Here is a 17480-nt window from a genome sequence, read left to right as displayed (position 1 = left end):
TATAACCGATTACTTTATTTAAGACACTGATAGTAGTAAATTCCTTTTTATCCTCTAAGAATGTCTTAATTGAAAATATGCACTCTATTCTAAAAAATAGAGAGCCCCGTTAGATGAATACTTCCGCGCAAAATATATTCAACACAAATATAGACCTGAAGCGGTAAATTACCAGGCTGAAAATTCTTTTTATATTGTCAGGTATTTCTTAAATTATCTTAATCCTTTGACAAGGAAATAAGTCAGTTCCAGATTTACAACGCCATCATGGACGAAAAATGAAGCTTTCAATCTCAGCGACAGTGCGCCTCACCTTCGCACGAGGTCGCTTCACGCGATAAATCTGAAACGAAACCTGACAGCGCGCCCCGCTTCTGACAAAATAGGCGCATCCCCTTCGACCTACGTAACAGATGGAATCCTCTCTCTGATGGCAGCAAAGATTATTGACGGTAAAACGATTGCGCAGCAGGTGCGCTCTGAAGTTGCTCAAAAAGTTCAGGCGCGTATTGCAGCCGGACTGCGGGCACCAGGACTGGCCGTTGTGCTGGTGGGTAGTAACCCTGCATCGCAAATTTATGTCGCAAGTAAACGCAAGGCTTGTGAAGAAGTCGGGTTCGTCTCCCGCTCTTATGACCTCCCGGAAACCACCAGCGAAGCGGAGCTGTTGGAGCTTATCGATGCGCTGAATGCCGACAACACCATCGATGGCATTCTGGTTCAACTGCCGTTACCGGCGGGTATTGATAACGTCAAAGTGCTGGAACGTATTCATCCGGACAAAGACGTAGACGGTTTCCATCCTTATAACGTCGGTCGCCTGTGCCAGCGCGCGCCGCGTCTGCGTCCCTGCACCCCGCGCGGTATTGTCACGCTGCTTGAGCGTTACAACATTGATACCTTCGGCCTCAACGCCGTGGTGATTGGCGCATCGAATATCGTTGGCCGCCCGATGAGCATGGAACTGCTACTGGCAGGTTGCACCACCACCGTGACTCACCGTTTCACTAAAAATCTGCGTCACCACGTAGAAAATGCCGATCTATTGATCGTTGCCGTCGGTAAGCCAGGCTTTATTCCCGGTGACTGGATCAAAGAAGGCGCAATTGTGATTGATGTCGGCATCAACCGTCTGGAAAATGGCAAAGTTGTGGGCGACGTCGTGTTTGAAGACGCGGCTAAACGCGCCTCATACATTACGCCTGTTCCCGGCGGCGTTGGCCCGATGACGGTTGCCACGCTGATTGAAAACACGCTACAGGCGTGCGTTGAATATCATGATCCACAGGGTGAGTAACATGGCGACATTTTCTTTAGGTAAACATCCGCACGTTGAGCTGTGCGACTTGCTGAAACTGGAAGGCTGGAGCGAAAGCGGCGCGCAGGCGAAAATCGCGATTGCCGAAGGCCAGGTGAAAGTCGACGGTGCGGTTGAAACGCGCAAACGCTGCAAAATCGTTGCCGGGCAGACAGTGAGTTTTGCCGGTCACAGCGTACAGATTGTTGCCTGATCCCTTTCCCGGCCTGTAACAACAGGCCGGTTCTCTTTTCAGACTTTTGCCCTCTACGCCCCGTTCATCCATGCTGATAGCATCGACATTTTGCCGAAGCGACCATCATGCCAACCATTATTACGCACGCAGCCGTTCCCCTTTGCATTGCTTTAGGGTTGGGTTCGAAAGTCATCCCTCCGCGCCTGTTATTTGCCGGAATCATCCTGGCGATGCTGCCCGATGCCGACGTCTTGTCGTTTAAATTTGGCGTTGCTTACGGCAATGTTTTTGGTCATCGCGGGTTTACCCATTCGCTGGTGTTTGCGTTTGTTGTCCCGCTGTTATGTGTGCTGATTGGACGCCGATGGTTCAGGGCTGGGCTGATTCGCTGCTGGCTGTTTTTAACCGTCTCGTTGCTATCGCACAGCTTGCTGGATGCGGTAACCACTGGTGGTAAAGGCGTTGGCTGGCTATGGCCGTGGTCAGATGAACGCTTTTTCGCTCCCTGGCAGGTGATTAAAGTCGCGCCGTTTGCATTGTCTCGTTACAGCACGCCGTACGGGCATCAGGTGATTATTTCTGAATTAATGTGGGTGTGGTTGCCGGGGATGCTACTGATGGGAATGTTGTGGTGGCGCAGGCGATAACCGGATGCGAAAACTCGCATCCGGCAATAGCGCAATTACTTACGACGCCAGGTGGTCCCTTGCGGGCCATCTTCCAGCACGATCCCCATCTCATTCAGACGGTCACGCGCCGCATCTGCCGCCGCCCAGTCTTTCGCTTTACGGGCATCCAGACGCTGTTGAATTAACGCTTCAATCTCAGCCACTTCGCTGTCGTCTGCCTGCGCGCCGCTTTGCAGGAACGCTTCCGGTTCTTGCTCCAGCAGGCCCAATACGGCGGAAAGTTTACGCAGATGAGACGCCATCGCGTTTGCCGCTGCCATATCTTCTGCTTTCAGACGGTTTACTTCACGCGCCATATCAAACAGTACGGAATAGGCTTCCGGGGTGTTGAAATCGTCGTCCATCGCTTCAATAAAGCGCGCTTCAAACGCTTCGCCACCCGCAGGCGCAACGGTTTTATCTGTGCCGCGCAGCGCAGTGTAGAGACGCTCCAGCGCCGCACGCGCCTGCTTCAGGTTCTCTTCGCTGTAGTTCAGCTGGCTGCGATAGTGGCCCGACATCAGGAAATAACGCACGGTTTCCGCGTCGTAGTATTTCAGCACATCGCGCACGGTAAAGAAGTTACCCAGCGATTTGGACATCTTCTCGCGGTCAACCATCACCATTCCGGAATGCATCCAGTAGTTCACATACTGACCATCATGGGCACAGGTGGACTGAGCGATTTCGTTTTCGTGGTGTGGGAACATCAGGTCAGAACCGCCGCCGTGGATATCAAAGTGGTTACCCAGCTGCTTGCAGTTCATTGCCGAACATTCAATGTGCCAGCCTGGACGGCCCGCGCCCCACGGCGACGGCCAGCTCGGTTCGCCCTCTTTCGACATCTTCCACAGAACGAAATCCATCGGGTTGCGTTTGTCGTCGACCACGTCAACGCGCGCGCCTGCCTGCAGCTGGTCGAGATCCTGACGCGACAGCACGCCATAAGTCGGATCGGTCGGGACGTCGAACATCACGTCGCCGTTGTCCGCCACATAAGCGTGACCTTTGGCGATCAGTTGTTCAGTGAGTTCAATAATTTCTGCGATATGGTGCGTCGCGCGCGGCTCCATATCCGGGCGCAGAATGTTCAAAGCATCAAAATCTTTGTGCATTTCGGCGATCATGCGATCCACCAGCGCCACAAAGCTTTCGCCATTTTCATTGGCGCGTTTGATGATTTTGTCGTCGATATCAGTAATGTTGCGCACATACTTCAGCTTATAGCCGAGGAAACGCAGATAGCGCGCAACCACGTCAAAGGCAACAAAGGTACGCCCGTGACCGATATGACAGAGATCGTAAACGGTGATTCCACACACGTACATGCCGACTTCCCCGGCGTGAATAGGCTTAAATTCCTCTTTTTGGCGTGTCAGAGTATTGAAGATTTTTAGCATCGAAGATTCCGTTTAGACATGTGTGGGTAATTGAGTTGCGTATAATACCCATATTTCCCGCGCGAATCAGCATACATTGCGTGATGATCCGATCGTGCGGTTATGCTATAACACCACCCTATATATGACCCGAACCGGGTTGAAGCACCAATCAAACGGAACAGGATGCAAAAATGGTTACTTTCCACACCAATCACGGCGATATTGTCATCAAAACTTTTGACGATAAAGCACCTGAAACAGTTAAAAACTTCCTGGACTACTGCCGCGAAGGTTTTTACAACAACACCATTTTCCACCGTGTAATCAACGGCTTTATGATTCAGGGCGGCGGTTTTGAGCCGGGCATGAAGCAAAAAACCACCAAAGACCCGATCAAAAACGAAGCCAACAACGGTCTGAAAAATACCCGTGGTACGCTGGCAATGGCCCGTACTCAGGCACCGCACTCTGCAACTGCACAGTTCTTCATCAACGTGGTTGATAACGACTTCCTGAACTTCTCTGGCGAAAGCCTGCAAGGTTGGGGTTACTGCGTGTTTGCTGAAGTGGTTGAAGGCATGGACGTGGTAGACAAAATCAAAGGTGTTGCAACCGGTCGTAGCGGTATGCACCAGGACGTGCCAAAAGAAGACGTTATCATTGAAAGCGTGACCGTTAGCGAGTAATCGTGGCGACACTCTTTATTGCAGATCTTCATCTCTGCGCGGAAGAACCGGCGATCACCGCCGGTTTTCTGCGTTTTTTAGCGGGGGAAGCCCGCAAGGCCGACGCGCTGTATATTCTTGGCGATCTGTTTGAAGCGTGGATTGGCGACGACGATCCCAACCCACTCCATCGCCAGATGGCGGCAGCGATCAAAGCGGTGTCCGATTCCGGCGTTCCCTGCTATTTCATTCATGGCAACCGTGATTTTCTGCTCGGCAAACGCTTTGCCCGTGAAAGCGGCATGACGTTATTGCCGGAAGAAAAGGTGCTCGAACTGTATGGTCGCCGGGTGTTGATTATGCATGGCGACACGCTGTGCACCGATGACGCGGGTTATCAGGCTTTTCGCGCCAAAGTCCACAAACCCTGGCTGCAAACGCTATTCCTCGCCCTGCCGTTGTTTGTGCGTAAACGCATTGCCGCGCGAATGCGCGCGAACAGCAAAGAAGCCAACAGCAGTAAATCGCTGGCGATCATGGACGTTAACCAAAACGCGGTGGTCAGTGCGATGGAAAAACATCAGGTGCAATGGCTGATCCACGGGCATACCCATCGCCCGGCAGTACATGAACTTATCGCCAATCAGCAACCTGCTTTCCGCGTCGTGTTGGGTGCCTGGCATACGGAAGGTTCAATGGTCAAAGTCACGGCGGATGACGTTGAGCTGATTCATTTCCCGTTTTAAAAAACCCGCAACTTTGCTGATTTCACAGCCACGCAACCGTTTTCCTTGCTCTCTTTCCGTGCTATTCTCTGTGCCCTCTAAAGCCGAGAGTTGTGCACCACAGGAGTTTTAAGACGCATGTCTTCCCGCAATAATCCGGCGCGTGTCGCCATCGTGATGGGGTCCAAAAGCGACTGGGCTACCATGCAGTTCGCCGCCGAAATCTTCGAAATCCTGAATGTCCCGCACCACGTTGAAGTGGTTTCTGCTCACCGCACCCCCGATAAACTGTTCAGCTTCGCCGAAAGCGCCGAAGAAAACGGTTATCAGGTCATTATTGCGGGCGCAGGCGGCGCAGCGCACCTGCCAGGCATGATTGCCGCCAAAACGCTGGTGCCAGTGCTGGGCGTGCCAGTACAGAGCGCCGCACTGAGCGGTGTCGATAGCCTCTACTCCATCGTACAAATGCCGCGCGGCATTCCGGTGGGTACGCTGGCGATTGGTAAAGCTGGCGCGGCAAACGCGGCGTTACTGGCAGCACAAATTCTTGCAACTCATGATAAAGAGCTACACCAGCGTCTGAATGACTGGCGCAAAGCCCAGACTGACGAAGTGCTGGAAAACCCGGACCCGCGAGGTGCGGCATGAAACAGGTTTGCGTCCTCGGTAACGGGCAGTTAGGCCGTATGCTGCGCCAGGCAGGCGAACCGTTAGGCATTGCTGTCTGGCCAGTCGGGCTGGACGCTGAACCGGCGGCGGTGCCTTTTCAACAAAGCGTGATTACCGCTGAGATCGAACGCTGGCCGGAAACCGCATTAACCCGCGAGCTGGCGCGCCATCCGGCCTTTGTGAACCGCGATGTATTCCCGATTATTGCTGACCGTCTGACTCAGAAGCAGCTTTTCGACAAGCTTCACCTACCGACCGCACCGTGGCAGTTACTTGCCGATCGCAGCGAGTGGCCTGCGGTGTTTGATCGTTTAGGTGAGCTGGCGATTGTTAAGCGTCGCACTGGTGGCTATGACGGACGCGGTCAATGGCGTTTACGCGCCGATGAAACCGAACAGTTACCGGCTGAATGCTACGGCGAATGTATTGTCGAGCAGGGCATAAACTTCTCTGGCGAAGTGTCGCTGGTTGGCGCGCGCGGCTTTGATGGTAGCACCGTGTTTTATCCGCTGACGCATAACCTGCATCAGGACGGTATTTTGCGTACCAGCGTCGCTTTCCCGCAGGCCAATGCGCAGCAGCAAGCGCAAGCCGAAGAGATGCTGTCGGCGATTATGCAGGAGCTGGGCTATGTGGGCGTGATGGCGATGGAGTGCTTTGTCACCCCGCAAGGTCTGCTGATCAACGAACTGGCTCCGCGTGTGCATAACAGTGGTCACTGGACGCAAAACGGTGCCAGCATCAGCCAGTTTGAGCTGCATCTGCGGGCGATTACCGATCTGCCGTTACCGCAACCGATAGTGAATAGTCCGTCGGTGATGATCAACCTGATTGGTAGCGATCTGAATTATGACTGGCTGAAACTGCCGCTGGTGCATCTGCACTGGTACGACAAAGAAGTCCGTCCGGGGCGTAAAGTGGGGCATCTGAATTTGACCGACAGCGACACATCGCGTCTGACCGCGACGCTGGAAGCCTTAATCCCGCTGCTGCCGCCGGAGTATGCCAGCGGCGTGATTTGGGCGCAGAGTAAGTTCAGTTAACCTGGTGCTCATATTCTTGCCGGATTCGGCGTGAACGCCTTATCCGGCTTACCGCTCCGGTACCCATTGTAGGCCTGATAAGACGCGTCAAGCGTCGCATCAGGCATGGTGCGACGATTGCCGGATGCTCTCATCACTACAGCGAAATACAGGTCCCCGCTTCGCCCGCCAGCGTCTCTTCAATCCGCGATAACGCCCCAATCCACGCAGGTTTACCACGGCTTCTGACATAACCACTCACCGCAGTCACCTTAGGCCCCATCGAACCATCGGCTTTGGCAAATGGCGCTAACTCATCCGGTGTGGCATGGCGAATGGCACGTTGCTGTGGCGTTCCCCAGTTTTCATATACCGCATCAGCATCGGTGAGGATCACCAGCCCATCGGCATTAATCTGCTCGGCGAGCAACGCAGCGGCGAGATCTTTATCAATCACTGCTTCACTCCCTGCCCCATCTTCCGTCACAGGCACACCGCCGCCGCCACTGCAAATCACCACATGCCCCTCTTTGAGCAACAACTCGATGGCTTCGCTGTCGAGAATTTTACGCGGTTGCGGAGACGCCACCACCCGGCGCAAGTATTTACCATCACGTTTCATCTGCCAGCCGTAAGCTGCTTCCAGTGCCTCTTGTTCTTCTGGCAGATAAACCGGACCAATAAACTTCTCTGGCTGCAAAAACGCCGGATCATCAGGCGAAACTTCAATGCGCGTCAGCACCGTCGTGACAGGCGGCATCTGCGGCTGCGCGCTCAAACTCTGCGCCAGCATATAGCCAATCATCCCCTGGCTTTCCGCCACCAGCACATCCAGCGGATACGGTTCTACCTCTTTCCACGCCAGATTCTGTAACGCCAGCAGCCCCACCTGTGGCCCGTTGCCGTGAACAATCGCCAGCCGATAAGAACGGGCCAGGCGCGTCAACGCGGGTACAGCACTGGCGATATTGCGATATTGATTTTCCGCCGTCAGCGCCTCACCGCGCTGGAGTAAGGCGTTGCCCCCAAGAGCTACAACCAGTGTTTTCATGGTTTTCCTTGTAATAATTGTTGACCAAGCCAGAACCCCAACAGCGTATCTGCCCCTGACGTGTGCCCCAGCGCCAGCAGCGAATCAATCGCCGCTGCGGTACGTTTCGGGCAACTCAGAGCATGAACAAAGTGCAGGAGTGGCGAGGCGAAATATCCTTGCGCGGCATAACGTAAATAACTGACGCTCACCGCAGTGGTAACGAGTTGAAGATTGTCGGAACAGGCAAAAAACGGGCGACCGGAGCGCGCATCTAAAGCGCCATAATACCAGGCCGCCAGCAGCATTCCGCTCAGCGTGTCATCATGACTTGGCGTTAATCCGGGGCCTTTACCCAGCCAGTGCCGCCAGTCGGTCTTAACGCCATTGAGCGCGGCCTGAAAACAGTGACGAAACTGGCGTAATTCAGCAGGCAGCGGATCGCTTGCCGCCAATGCCAGTGGCCCGAAAAGCCCGGTTTCCTCCGCGCGTTGCATCCATGCAACGGCAAGCGGTTGAGGATGCGCAGGCGGCGTAATACGCAGCAAACAATAACGCTGTGGCTGTTTAACCGTGAAACGCCCGAGGCGAATCCCTTGCGCCACAACCTGTGGTCGTTCATTGCCGCATAATCCACCGCATAACACATCGAATTGCGCGCGGCGAAGCACCCATCCGCCGGGGCCGAAACCACTACCCTGACGATGCAGCGTTAACAGTTCGCCGCTTTCCGTCATCAGGTTAATCGCCCGTCGCCACACGCCCGCTAACCGCCATGACTGGCGATAATTCGGTGCGCTACGGCTGGCAAGTAGAGGATGGATGATCGTCATTGCGCGTTCCTCAACCTATCCCCATGCTTTCAGCCAGTGCTTCCAGCGCCTGTTCAAAGCAGGCCAGCGGTGCCCGCACGGTGCCTGCGCCAATCTGCCCGATCCCCGCCTCTTTATGGGCGATACCGGTATTGATGAGTGGCGTAATGCCGGTTTCTACCACGCGACGAATGTCCAGTCCCAGGCACGCGCCCTGAAAATCCCAGCCGGGGATCTGCAACTGCATATTGCGTTCAAGGTAAATTTCCGCCATCTCTTCAGATACCGCTCTGGCCGCTTCCATGCCACCCGCACCGACAAAGCGCGTTACGCCAGGCGCTGCGATCATTGCCGCACCTCCGATACCAAAGGTTTCGGTAATCGCGCTATCGCCCATATCCGGGTTTGCCTGCTCCTGCGAGAAGCCGGTGAAAAACAGACCTTGCGGAGTGTTTACAGGCGCAGTAAACCAGCGTTCACCCAGCCCGCTGACCCGAATCCCGAACATATTGCCGTTGCGGGTCATAGCCGTAACGATGCTGCCTGCGCGGATCATCGCGCCAGCATCCATCGCCGCCTTGCAGTAGGCCATCGCGAGGTTGAGGAAGAACTGATCGGTCACGTTGAGGAAATCCATCACTTCCGCAATGTGCTGTTTATCATGATCGAGGCGAGCAATTTGTGGGGCCAGCGCACGCATTAACAGTGCAGAGGAAGCAATGTTGCGTTGATGGAACTCATCGCCCATGGTAATGCCCTGCGCCATCATCGCCGTGAGATCGATACCGCGCTCCATGCGCCCCAGCGCCGCGCTTAATACTGGCATTAACACATCGCGCATCCAGCGATGGCGAGTCAGGACATCTTCGCCGTAAGCGCCAAAACGCATCACTTTGCCGATACCTTCGTTGAGGTTGCAGTACGCCCGGTTGCCGTCGGTCACGTTCTCGACCACCAGCATCGGCATACTGGCAGAAGTAATGCCGCCCATTGGCCCGACGGCATTCACATGGTGACAAGGAATGAAGTTCACTTCCCCCTGATCCAGCATTGCCAGCGCCTGCGCTTCATCTTTCGCCCAGCCTTCAAACAGACATGCGCCCACACATGCCCCTTTCATGGGTCCGGTCATCTCCTGCCAGCGCATTGGCGGCCCGGCGTGAAGCAGTGTTTTGCCCTCGTTTAGTTCGCTGATAAGTGAAGAAGCCGGTTGCACATCCAGCCAGTGTGGACGAGCACGACGAATTTGTTCGATAACCGCAGCATTGGCTTGCGCCACTGATGTAAACATGGGAACCCCTTATTGCAAACGTTCTAATAAACGAGCCAGTTTTTTATTGCCGCCGGCGACTGGCGACCATTGGTAATGCACAACCGGTTTGCTGGCGCTTTGTAGCGCCAGCGCAAAGCTGCGTAATCCGATGTTAATCACGGCGACGTTTTCCAGTAATGACGGTGTGTGTTGCTGTGTGGCAGGCGAGAGCGGATGAATTAACGCTGCCGCCAGCAAGGTGGCTTCCGGCAGCGAACTCACGACCGCGATCCCCGCATCTTCCAGCGTGGCGATTTGTTGCGAGCGGCATTGCGGGTCACGTTCGGTGCCTGTCACCGTGGCAATGGCATACAGTGGTTGATTGTCTGGACGCGCGGCACAGGCTTTTTGCCAGGCGCTCACCAGCGAGGCGGCAGGATCGGCAGTCGCACCGAAGCCAATCACGACATCAAGCAGCAACACGCGCACTTGCGGTTTAGCGCCGAGATCGGCAATTAACAGGTTGCGTAAGGTCGGGTCGATCATCGGATGGGGACGCCCGACGGTGTAAAAATCATCGCCCAGGTCGAGGATCTGATGTCCGTCGGCGTCGAGCATCATGCCGTGATGATGGGCATCATCGGCTTCCACGCCAAGGTGTCCGGCAAGTAATCCCGCCGCTTCGGCAGCCAGCGTACCGCCGGTATACAAACCGCAAATAAATCCGCTGCTGGCAGGCGTTATCGCGTTACGTCGCGCCGTAACGCGTGAAAGCAGGCAAGCCAGGCGTGCGGCCTCATCCAGCGAGGAGGCAAACCAGACATTCTCGTCGCGGGCCACCGCCGGGGTATAACCTAAAAACAGCGCCACCGTCGGTTTGCCGGTTGCTTTCATGGCATTAACAATTTTCAGACGCACCGCTTCGGCAGGTGGTTTTGAAACAAATGCCAGCACTTCGCTTTTCTCGTCTGCACTGAGCATTTCCAGCGCCGTCAGCGCACTGATGCCGCCCACTTCACGGCTGAGGTCGCGCCCGCCAAGACCAATCGCGTGGGTAATTCCCTCCCCTGCCAGCGCAATCTGCGAGCACAGCTCCTGAATCCCGGTACCGGAAGCGCCAATGACGCCAATGTTGCCTTCCGGCATCACGTTAGCAAAAGCCAGCGGCGTGCCGGCAATCATCGACGTACCGCAGTCCGGCCCCATCACCAGCAAGCCTTTTTCCCGCGCGCGGGTTTTAAGTTGGATTTCATCTTCCAGCGTGACGTTATCGGAGAACATCATCACGTTGAGGTTGCGATCCAGCGCCTGATTCGCCAGCTCCGCCGCATACTCGCCAGCCACTGAAATCAGCGCCAGACTGGCGTCGGGTAATTTCTGACAGGCACTGTCCCAGCGACGCACCTGCGTCAACGCCTGGCTGCTGCCTGACCCCTGCGCCAGTTGTTTTAGCGCCTCTTCAAGCTGTTGCATAATCGCCTGCGCGATCCCCGCATCCGCCGCTTCGCTACGAATTGCCACGCAAATATCGTTCGGCGTGGCGTTATTAAAATCGTCATGCCAGAAACCTGTCGTCTCTAATAACGCTTTATTGGCGGGCGTACCCATCATTACAGAAACATCATCAACATTTTCTGATTCGCTTAGTTTTCGTGAAATAATCATTAAACTGACCGAATCCTGAAAACACCCTTTTTTAATAAAGGCGTGGATCATAACAACTCCTTAAAAATTGCACCCATGGCAATTGCACGAGCAGTGTTAATGTGGCAATTACGGTATCGATGACAACGGGAAAATAAGGTGATGAATATCACACAGGGATTATTAACAAAAGAATTCAAATAACCGCCAGGCTATTACGTGTTATTTTTTAATAAGCGTGGTTGTTTTAAAAACCAGGTTAAAAGCGAGCGGATTATCAAATAAATTCTAACTATATTTTTTTGCCTGTCTGGATCACATAATCCAGATATTTTCCCTGTATGTTAATTGCAGTCATGCTTCACACCGTCGTTAAAAAGGAAGACAGATGAAAATCAGTCGGGAAACACTCCACCAGCTAATCGAGAATAAACTCTGCCAGGCTGGGTTAAAACGTGAGCACGCTGCAACCGTGGCTGAAGTATTGGTTTACGCCGATGCCAGAGGGATCCACTCTCATGGCGCGGTGCGTGTTGAATACTACGCAGAACGCATTTCAAAAGGCGGCACCAACCGTGAACCGGAATTTCGTCTTGAAGAAACCGGGCCGTGTTCGGCAATTTTACATGCCGACAATGCCGCCGGACAGGTCGCGGCGAAAATGGGTATGGAACATGCCATAAAAACCGCCCAGCAAAATGGCGTTGCGGTGGTCGGTATCAGCCGGATGGGTCACAGCGGCGCAATCTCTTATTTTGTACAGCAGGCAGCTCGCGCAGGGTTAATTGGCATTTCGATGTGCCAGTCCGATCCAATGGTGGTGCCGTTTGGCGGCGCGGAAATTTACTACGGTACTAACCCACTGGCCTTTGCCGCGCCGGGAGAAGGCGACGAGATCCTTACCTTTGATATGGCGACTACCGTACAGGCATGGGGAAAAGTGCTCGACGCCCGCTCGCGTAATATGTCTATCCCGGATACCTGGGCGGTCGATAAAAACGGAGCACCAACAACCGATCCGTTCGCGGTACATGCTCTGCTCCCCGCCGCCGGGCCGAAAGGGTATGGCCTGATGATGATGATTGACGTCCTCTCAGGCGTCTTACTCGGCTTACCGTTCGGGCGACAGGTTAGTTCGATGTATGACGATTTACACGCCGGGCGTAATTTGGGGCAATTACATATCGTTATTAACCCGAACTTTTTCTCCTCCAGCGAATTATTCCGTCAACATCTTAGCCAGACCATGCGCGAATTAAATGCCATTACCCCCGCGCCCGGTTTTAACCAGGTTTATTATCCCGGACAGGATCAGGATATTAAACAACGCAAAGCCGCCGTCGAAGGCATCGAAATTGTTGATGATATTTACCAGTATTTAATTTCAGACGCGCTTTATAACACGTCATACGAAACGAAAAATCCCTTTGCGCAATAATTATTGAGACAGGACTTTCTTATGATTACACATTTCCGTCAAGCCATAGAAGAAACGCTGCCCTGGCTTTCCTCTTTTGGCGCTGACCCAACGGGTGGGATGACCCGTTTACTTTATTCGCCGGAATGGCTGGAAACCCAGCAGCAATTTAAAAAAAGAATGGCAGCAAGCGGGCTGGAAACACGTTTCGATGAAGTGGGGAATTTATACGGTCGCCTGAGTGGCACCGAATATCCACAGGAAGTGGTTCTGAGCGGTTCGCATATCGATACCGTGGTTAACGGCGGTAACCTCGACGGGCAATTCGGCGCGCTGGCGGCGTGGCTGGCAATTGACTGGTTGAAAACGCAATACGGCGCGCCGTTACGTACGGTCGAAGTGGTGGCGATGGCAGAAGAAGAAGGCAGCCGCTTCCCGTATGTCTTCTGGGGCAGTAAAAATATCTTTGGGCTGGCGAATCCTGACGACGTGCGGAATATCTGTGATGCCAAAGGAAATAGTTTTGTCGATGCGATGAAGGCTTGCGGATTTACTCTGCCGAACGCCCCACTAACTCCGCGTCAGGATATTAAAGCCTTTGTTGAACTGCATATTGAACAGGGCTGTGTGCTGGAAAGTAATGGGCAGTCAATTGGCGTGGTGAATGCAATTGTCGGGCAGCGTCGTTATACGGTGACGCTGAACGGCGAATCAAACCATGCAGGCACCACGCCGATGGGTTATCGTCGTGATACGGTTTACGCTTTCAGTCGCATTTGCCATCAGTCTGTCGAAAAAGCGAAAAAAATGGGCGATCCGCTGGTTCTGACCTTTGGCAAAGTAGAGCCGCGCCCGAATACGGTGAATGTGGTGCCGGGTAAAACCACGTTCACCATTGATTGTCGTCATACCGACGCTGCCGTGCTGCGCGATTTCACCCAGCAGTTAGAAAACGACATGCGGGCGATTTGCGATGAAATGGACATTGGTATTGATATCGATTTATGGATGGACGAAGAACCCGTGCCGATGAATAAGGACCTGGTCGCCACCCTGACAGAATTGTGTGAAAGAGAAAAACTGAATTACCGGGTGATGCACAGTGGTGCCGGGCACGACGCGCAAATTTTCGCGCCTCGCGTACCAACCTGCATGATTTTTATCCCCAGCATCAACGGGATCAGCCATAACCCGGCGGAACGCACCAATATTACCGACCTTGCCGAAGGGGTCAAAACGTTGGCACTCATGCTTTATCAACTTGCCTGGCAGAAATAAGGAGTTATAAATGGGATATTTAAATAACGTCACCGGTTACCGCGATGATTTACTGGCTAACCGTGCGATTGTTAAACACGGTAATTTCGCGCTGCTAACCCCGGACGGTCTGGTAAAAAATATTATTCCGGGCTTTGAAAATTGTGACGCGACAATCCTCTCCACGCCAAAGCTGGGGGCCTCTTTTGTTGATTATCTGGTCACACTGCATCAAAACGGCGGCAACCAACAGGGCTTCGGTGGCGAAGGCATTGAAACGTTCCTGTATGTGATCTCTGGAAATATCACTGCCAAAGCCGAAGGGAAAACATTTACCTTAAGTGAAGGTGGCTATCTTTATTGCCCGCCAGGCTCCTTAATGACGTTTGTTAACGCCCATGCCGAAGACAGCCAAATCTTTTTATATAAGCGTCGCTATGTTCCGGTAGAAGGTCATGCGCCGTGGCTGGTTTCTGGCAATGCCTGCGAACTCGAACGCATTCATTATGAAGGCATGGACGATGTTATTCTGCTGGATTTTCTGCCCAAAGAGTTAGGTTTTGATATGAACATGCATATCCTCTCTTTTGCGCCAGGTGCCAGCCACGGTTATATCGAAACTCACGTCCAGGAACACGGTGCCTATATTCTTTCCGGTCAGGGGGTTTATAACCTCGACAATAACTGGATCCCGGTGAAAAAAGGCGATTACATCTTTATGGGCGCTTATTCCTTACAGGCCGGTTATGGCGTAGGACGTGGTGAAGCGTTTAGTTATATTTACTCAAAAGATTGCAACCGCGACGTAGAGATTTAAGTCATACCACTCGCCTGATTATTTTTAGCTATGTTGGATTTTGCCACGGTTTATACCGTGGCTTTTTTTGCGGTAAATTCAGGTAAAAAACGGATGCGGGATAAAATGCATCCGCTCTAATGGCAAGAGTCAGTTTTTAATTCCCTGACCTATTTTAATGGCGCAGGCAATATTTCGCGCGCTGTTGAAGAGATTGATTTCACCGCTGGCGAGCACTTCGGCTAAAGGTGCCAGACGTGGCAAAATGCTGAATACCGCATCAATGCCGTACTGGTGCACCACTTCCACGCCATCACCCAATACGCCAGCAATCCCAATCACCGGTACATTAAACTGCTTCGCCACCGACGCCACACCCAGCGGCGCTTTACCGCCTGCCGTTTGCGAGTCGATGCGCCCTTCCCCGGTGATCACCAGTGCTGCGCCCTGCACTGCCTGCGCAAGATTGACCGCATTCAACACAATTTCAATGCCCGGTTTAATATCCGCATTGAGGAATACCGCCGCCGCAATACCCATACCGCCCGCAGCGCCGCCGCCCGCCATCTGGCAGACATTAATTTCAGTTTGCTGTTGTAAAACACGGGCGTAATTTTGCAGCCCCTGTTCAAGTTCTTCGACCATCTCCGGCGTTGCCCCTTTTTGCGGGCCAAACACCGCCGCCGCGCCGCGTGCCCCTACCAGCGGGTTATCAACGTCACATGCTACTTCAATATGGCAGTTCGCCAGACGCGGATCGCATTCATCCATTTCAATGCTTGCCACGCGCGCTAAATTGCCGCCGTTAGCCGCCAGCACCTGGCCGTCGGCATCAAGGAAACGCACACCAAGCGCCTGCGCCATGCCCATACCGCCGTCGACCGTCGCACTGCCGCCAATGCCGAGAATAATATGGCGAATGCCGTTATCCAGCGCATGACGAATTAACTCCCCCGTACCAAAACTGGAGGCCAGCAACGGATTACGCTTTTCAGGCGCGACCAGCATCAGGCCACTTGCTGCCGCCATCTCAATCACCGCTGTTTTCCCGTCGCCGGTAAGGCCATAAAAAGCATTCACTTTTTCGCCCATCGGCCCGCAGACTTCAAGCGTCACGATGTTACCACCCGTCGCGGCGACCATCGCATCCACCGTCCCTTCGCCGCCATCCGCTATCGGCAAACAGATATAGTTCGCATCGGGAAAGAGGGTCGAAAACCCGGCTTTAATTGCCTGACAACATTTTTCTGCACTTAAGCTCTCTTTAAAAGAGTCTGGCGCAATGACAATCTTCATTATCAATCCTTTTTCAACAAATTATTCGATGCGTTCCCACGGAATAAGGTTATCCATAAGAACAGCCAGTAAGATCCCGACCAATAAGCCGTTACTGAGCAGAGGACGCAGCGTTAATGGAAGGTCTTGCAGATACACAGGCGGTAATGCCATTAAAAATATGCCGACAAATAACGGTAATGCGAGTCGATAAATATTGCGAGCGGTAAAGGTTATTTGCTGGCTAAACACCAGCGCCGAAAAGAGTAAAGGCAGATAAGAAACCAGCATGACCGCGCTACTCACGGGTAAAGGGATACTGCAAAACAGTCGTGTGAGTGCCGGAACCAGCGCCACCAGCAGGCAAATAACGCTGCCATAAATAAACGAACGCCGCGTGTAATCGCCAGTCTGGGTTAATAAACCAATGGATGAAACAAACGGTGAAAATGGAATTACCGCCAGCGGTACAGTTATCAGTGTCATAAATCCGGTCGCCACAAAGCTGCGACGATAACGCGTATTCCCCGCGCCCTGCTGCGGATAAAAAACATCCGTGCCCCGAATCGCACCGTAGGTATTGCTGATATTCACCAGACCTGTAATCACCGCCGTCAGAATAATCCCCGGAGACAAAGCACCGCCACTGCCGAGCGGGAACCACTGCCAGTGCAACTCACCGGAGAGCGAATGCGAAGAAGGAAAGCAAAAGTACCACAACAACCAGCCGGTTATGGTGCCGACCAGCAGGCCATAACGGGCAAAACGTTGCGGCAGGAAAATAATCATCGCCAGTACCAGGCACATCACCGCCACCGAGAGCGCGAACGGCGGTAACTGAATTTTAAAATTCGGGTCGGCTATGCCAAACGGCAGCCCGAGCATACCTTTGAAAAAGATAGTGGTCAGCTGCGCGCCCAGCATCAACATAAACAAGACCATCACCGACGGCGTAAATAACCGTGCCAGGCGATGGCCTAATCCGCTAAAACCAATCAACATCGTCAGCACGCCAGAGAGAGCAATCCCCACCGCCAGGCTGGTAGCGATATCGTTGATCGGTGTCCCGCGCGATGCTTCACCAAGGGTGATAGTAAGGATGGTTCCCCACCACAGGCCACCGGGCCCTTCCATAATAGCGCGACGATGACCGCAGAACGCCTGAGCGAAGCAGGCCAGTGCGGTAGCAAGAAAAGCATATTGCGTGAGCGTAAGCAGGCTACTTTGCGGCAACTGAAAAGCAGAAAGTAGCGTAGGAGGAACCACAACCGTGTTGCAAAAAATAAAGAAAAACCACTGAAATCCTGATAACAGGCTTTCGCGGCTCACTGCAAAATTGAACATAAACACACCTTAACCGGAGAATGCCCGCC

General features: G+C 53.4%; 17 protein-coding genes. 10 read left to right on the top strand and 7 right to left on the bottom strand.

Annotated features, from left to right (window positions below):
* Window positions 1-430: 430 nt before the first annotated feature.
* The 3 genes from folD to ACJHYD_RS19170 all read left to right on the top strand — a co-directional run bounded on the left by folD (window position 431) and on the right by ACJHYD_RS19170 (window position 2140).
* Window positions 431-1297, top strand: a complete 867-nt coding sequence (gene folD / locus ACJHYD_RS19180) for a bifunctional methylenetetrahydrofolate dehydrogenase/methenyltetrahydrofolate cyclohydrolase FolD (RefSeq protein ID WP_000729155.1) — start codon at window positions 431-433, stop codon at window positions 1295-1297.
* A gap of 1 nt (window position 1298) precedes the next feature.
* Window positions 1299-1511: a ribosome-associated protein YbcJ gene (gene ybcJ, locus ACJHYD_RS19175; RefSeq protein WP_000190286.1), complete on the top strand. Its 213-nt coding sequence runs from the start codon at window positions 1299-1301 to the stop codon at window positions 1509-1511.
* 107 nt (window positions 1512-1618) lie between these two features.
* Entirely contained in the window at window positions 1619-2140 is a 522-nt protein-coding gene (locus tag ACJHYD_RS19170) for a metal-dependent hydrolase (protein WP_001522081.1), read from the top strand.
* Between the two features lie 35 nt (window positions 2141-2175).
* Here the strand turns inward: ACJHYD_RS19170 and cysS are convergent, their stop codons facing one another.
* Entirely contained in the window at window positions 2176-3561 is a 1386-nt protein-coding gene (cysS, locus tag ACJHYD_RS19165) for a cysteine--tRNA ligase (RefSeq protein ID WP_000912345.1), read from the bottom strand.
* A gap of 173 nt (window positions 3562-3734) precedes the next feature.
* On the opposite strand from cysS, the gene ppiB reads away from it, so the two are divergent.
* From ppiB to purK, 4 genes are all read left to right on the top strand, one after another.
* Window positions 3735-4229: a peptidylprolyl isomerase B gene (ppiB, locus tag ACJHYD_RS19160; protein ID WP_000256006.1), complete on the top strand. Its 495-nt coding sequence runs from the start codon at window positions 3735-3737 to the stop codon at window positions 4227-4229.
* Between the two features lie 2 nt (window positions 4230-4231).
* Window positions 4232-4954: a UDP-2,3-diacylglucosamine diphosphatase gene (lpxH, locus tag ACJHYD_RS19155; RefSeq protein WP_000212237.1), complete on the top strand. Its 723-nt coding sequence runs from the start codon at window positions 4232-4234 to the stop codon at window positions 4952-4954.
* 117 nt (window positions 4955-5071) lie between these two features.
* Entirely contained in the window at window positions 5072-5581 is a 510-nt protein-coding gene (gene purE / locus ACJHYD_RS19150) for a 5-(carboxyamino)imidazole ribonucleotide mutase (RefSeq protein ID WP_001295318.1), read from the top strand.
* Window positions 5578-6645: a 5-(carboxyamino)imidazole ribonucleotide synthase gene (gene purK, locus ACJHYD_RS19145; protein WP_001550762.1), complete on the top strand. Its 1068-nt coding sequence runs from the start codon at window positions 5578-5580 to the stop codon at window positions 6643-6645. Before purE ends, purK begins: the two co-directional genes overlap by 4 nt.
* A gap of 136 nt (window positions 6646-6781) precedes the next feature.
* Here purK and ACJHYD_RS19140 read toward each other — a convergent pair whose 3' ends face one another.
* Genes ACJHYD_RS19140 through ACJHYD_RS19125 form a run of 4 tightly spaced genes read right to left on the bottom strand, consistent with a single transcriptional unit; the run spans window position 6782 to window position 11434 of the window.
* Complete coding sequence (locus ACJHYD_RS19140) at window positions 6782-7675, bottom strand: carbamate kinase (protein ID WP_001550761.1); 894 nt, start codon at window positions 7673-7675, stop codon at window positions 6782-6784.
* Complete coding sequence (locus ACJHYD_RS19135; RefSeq protein WP_001550760.1) at window positions 7672-8487, bottom strand: DUF2877 domain-containing protein; 816 nt, start codon at window positions 8485-8487, stop codon at window positions 7672-7674. The genes ACJHYD_RS19140 and ACJHYD_RS19135 overlap by 4 nt, the downstream gene beginning before the upstream one ends.
* 10 nt (window positions 8488-8497) lie before the next feature.
* Window positions 8498-9757 carry a DUF1116 domain-containing protein gene (locus ACJHYD_RS19130; protein WP_001550759.1) on the bottom strand — a complete coding sequence of 420 codons (1260 nt, stop codon included), beginning with the start codon at window positions 9755-9757 and terminating at the stop codon, window positions 8498-8500.
* 9 nt (window positions 9758-9766) lie between these two features.
* Complete coding sequence (locus tag ACJHYD_RS19125; RefSeq protein ID WP_001550758.1) at window positions 9767-11434, bottom strand: acyl-CoA synthetase FdrA; 1668 nt, start codon at window positions 11432-11434, stop codon at window positions 9767-9769.
* A 316-nt stretch (window positions 11435-11750) separates the two neighbouring features.
* Between ACJHYD_RS19125 and allD the strand changes: the two genes are divergently transcribed.
* From allD to allE, 3 genes are read left to right on the top strand one after another with little or no spacing between them, the layout of a single operon-like run.
* Entirely contained in the window at window positions 11751-12800 is a 1050-nt protein-coding gene (gene allD, locus ACJHYD_RS19120) for an ureidoglycolate dehydrogenase (RefSeq protein WP_000703911.1), read from the top strand.
* A gap of 21 nt (window positions 12801-12821) precedes the next feature.
* Entirely contained in the window at window positions 12822-14057 is a 1236-nt protein-coding gene (allC, locus tag ACJHYD_RS19115; RefSeq protein ID WP_001550757.1) for an allantoate deiminase, read from the top strand.
* A gap of 10 nt (window positions 14058-14067) precedes the next feature.
* Window positions 14068-14853 (top strand): (S)-ureidoglycine aminohydrolase, encoded by a 786-nt coding sequence (gene allE / locus ACJHYD_RS19110; RefSeq protein ID WP_001550756.1) that lies wholly within the window; start codon window positions 14068-14070, stop codon window positions 14851-14853.
* Window positions 14854-14982: 129 nt separating this feature from the next.
* Here allE and glxK read toward each other — a convergent pair whose 3' ends face one another.
* Window positions 14983-16128: a glycerate 3-kinase gene (gene glxK / locus ACJHYD_RS19105; RefSeq protein WP_001550755.1), complete on the bottom strand. Its 1146-nt coding sequence runs from the start codon at window positions 16126-16128 to the stop codon at window positions 14983-14985.
* Between the two features lie 21 nt (window positions 16129-16149).
* Complete coding sequence (locus ACJHYD_RS19100) at window positions 16150-17451, bottom strand: uracil/xanthine transporter (RefSeq protein WP_001302767.1); 1302 nt, start codon at window positions 17449-17451, stop codon at window positions 16150-16152.
* Window positions 17452-17480: the final 29 nt, after the last annotated feature.

Origin of the sequence: Escherichia sp. WS1368 (genome assembly GCF_046487485.1) — a bacterium.
Lineage (GTDB): Bacteria > Pseudomonadota > Gammaproteobacteria > Enterobacterales > Enterobacteriaceae > Escherichia > Escherichia coli.
The sequence above is the reverse complement of the archived record's forward strand: the minus strand, read 5'-3'. Positions and strand labels throughout refer to the sequence as shown.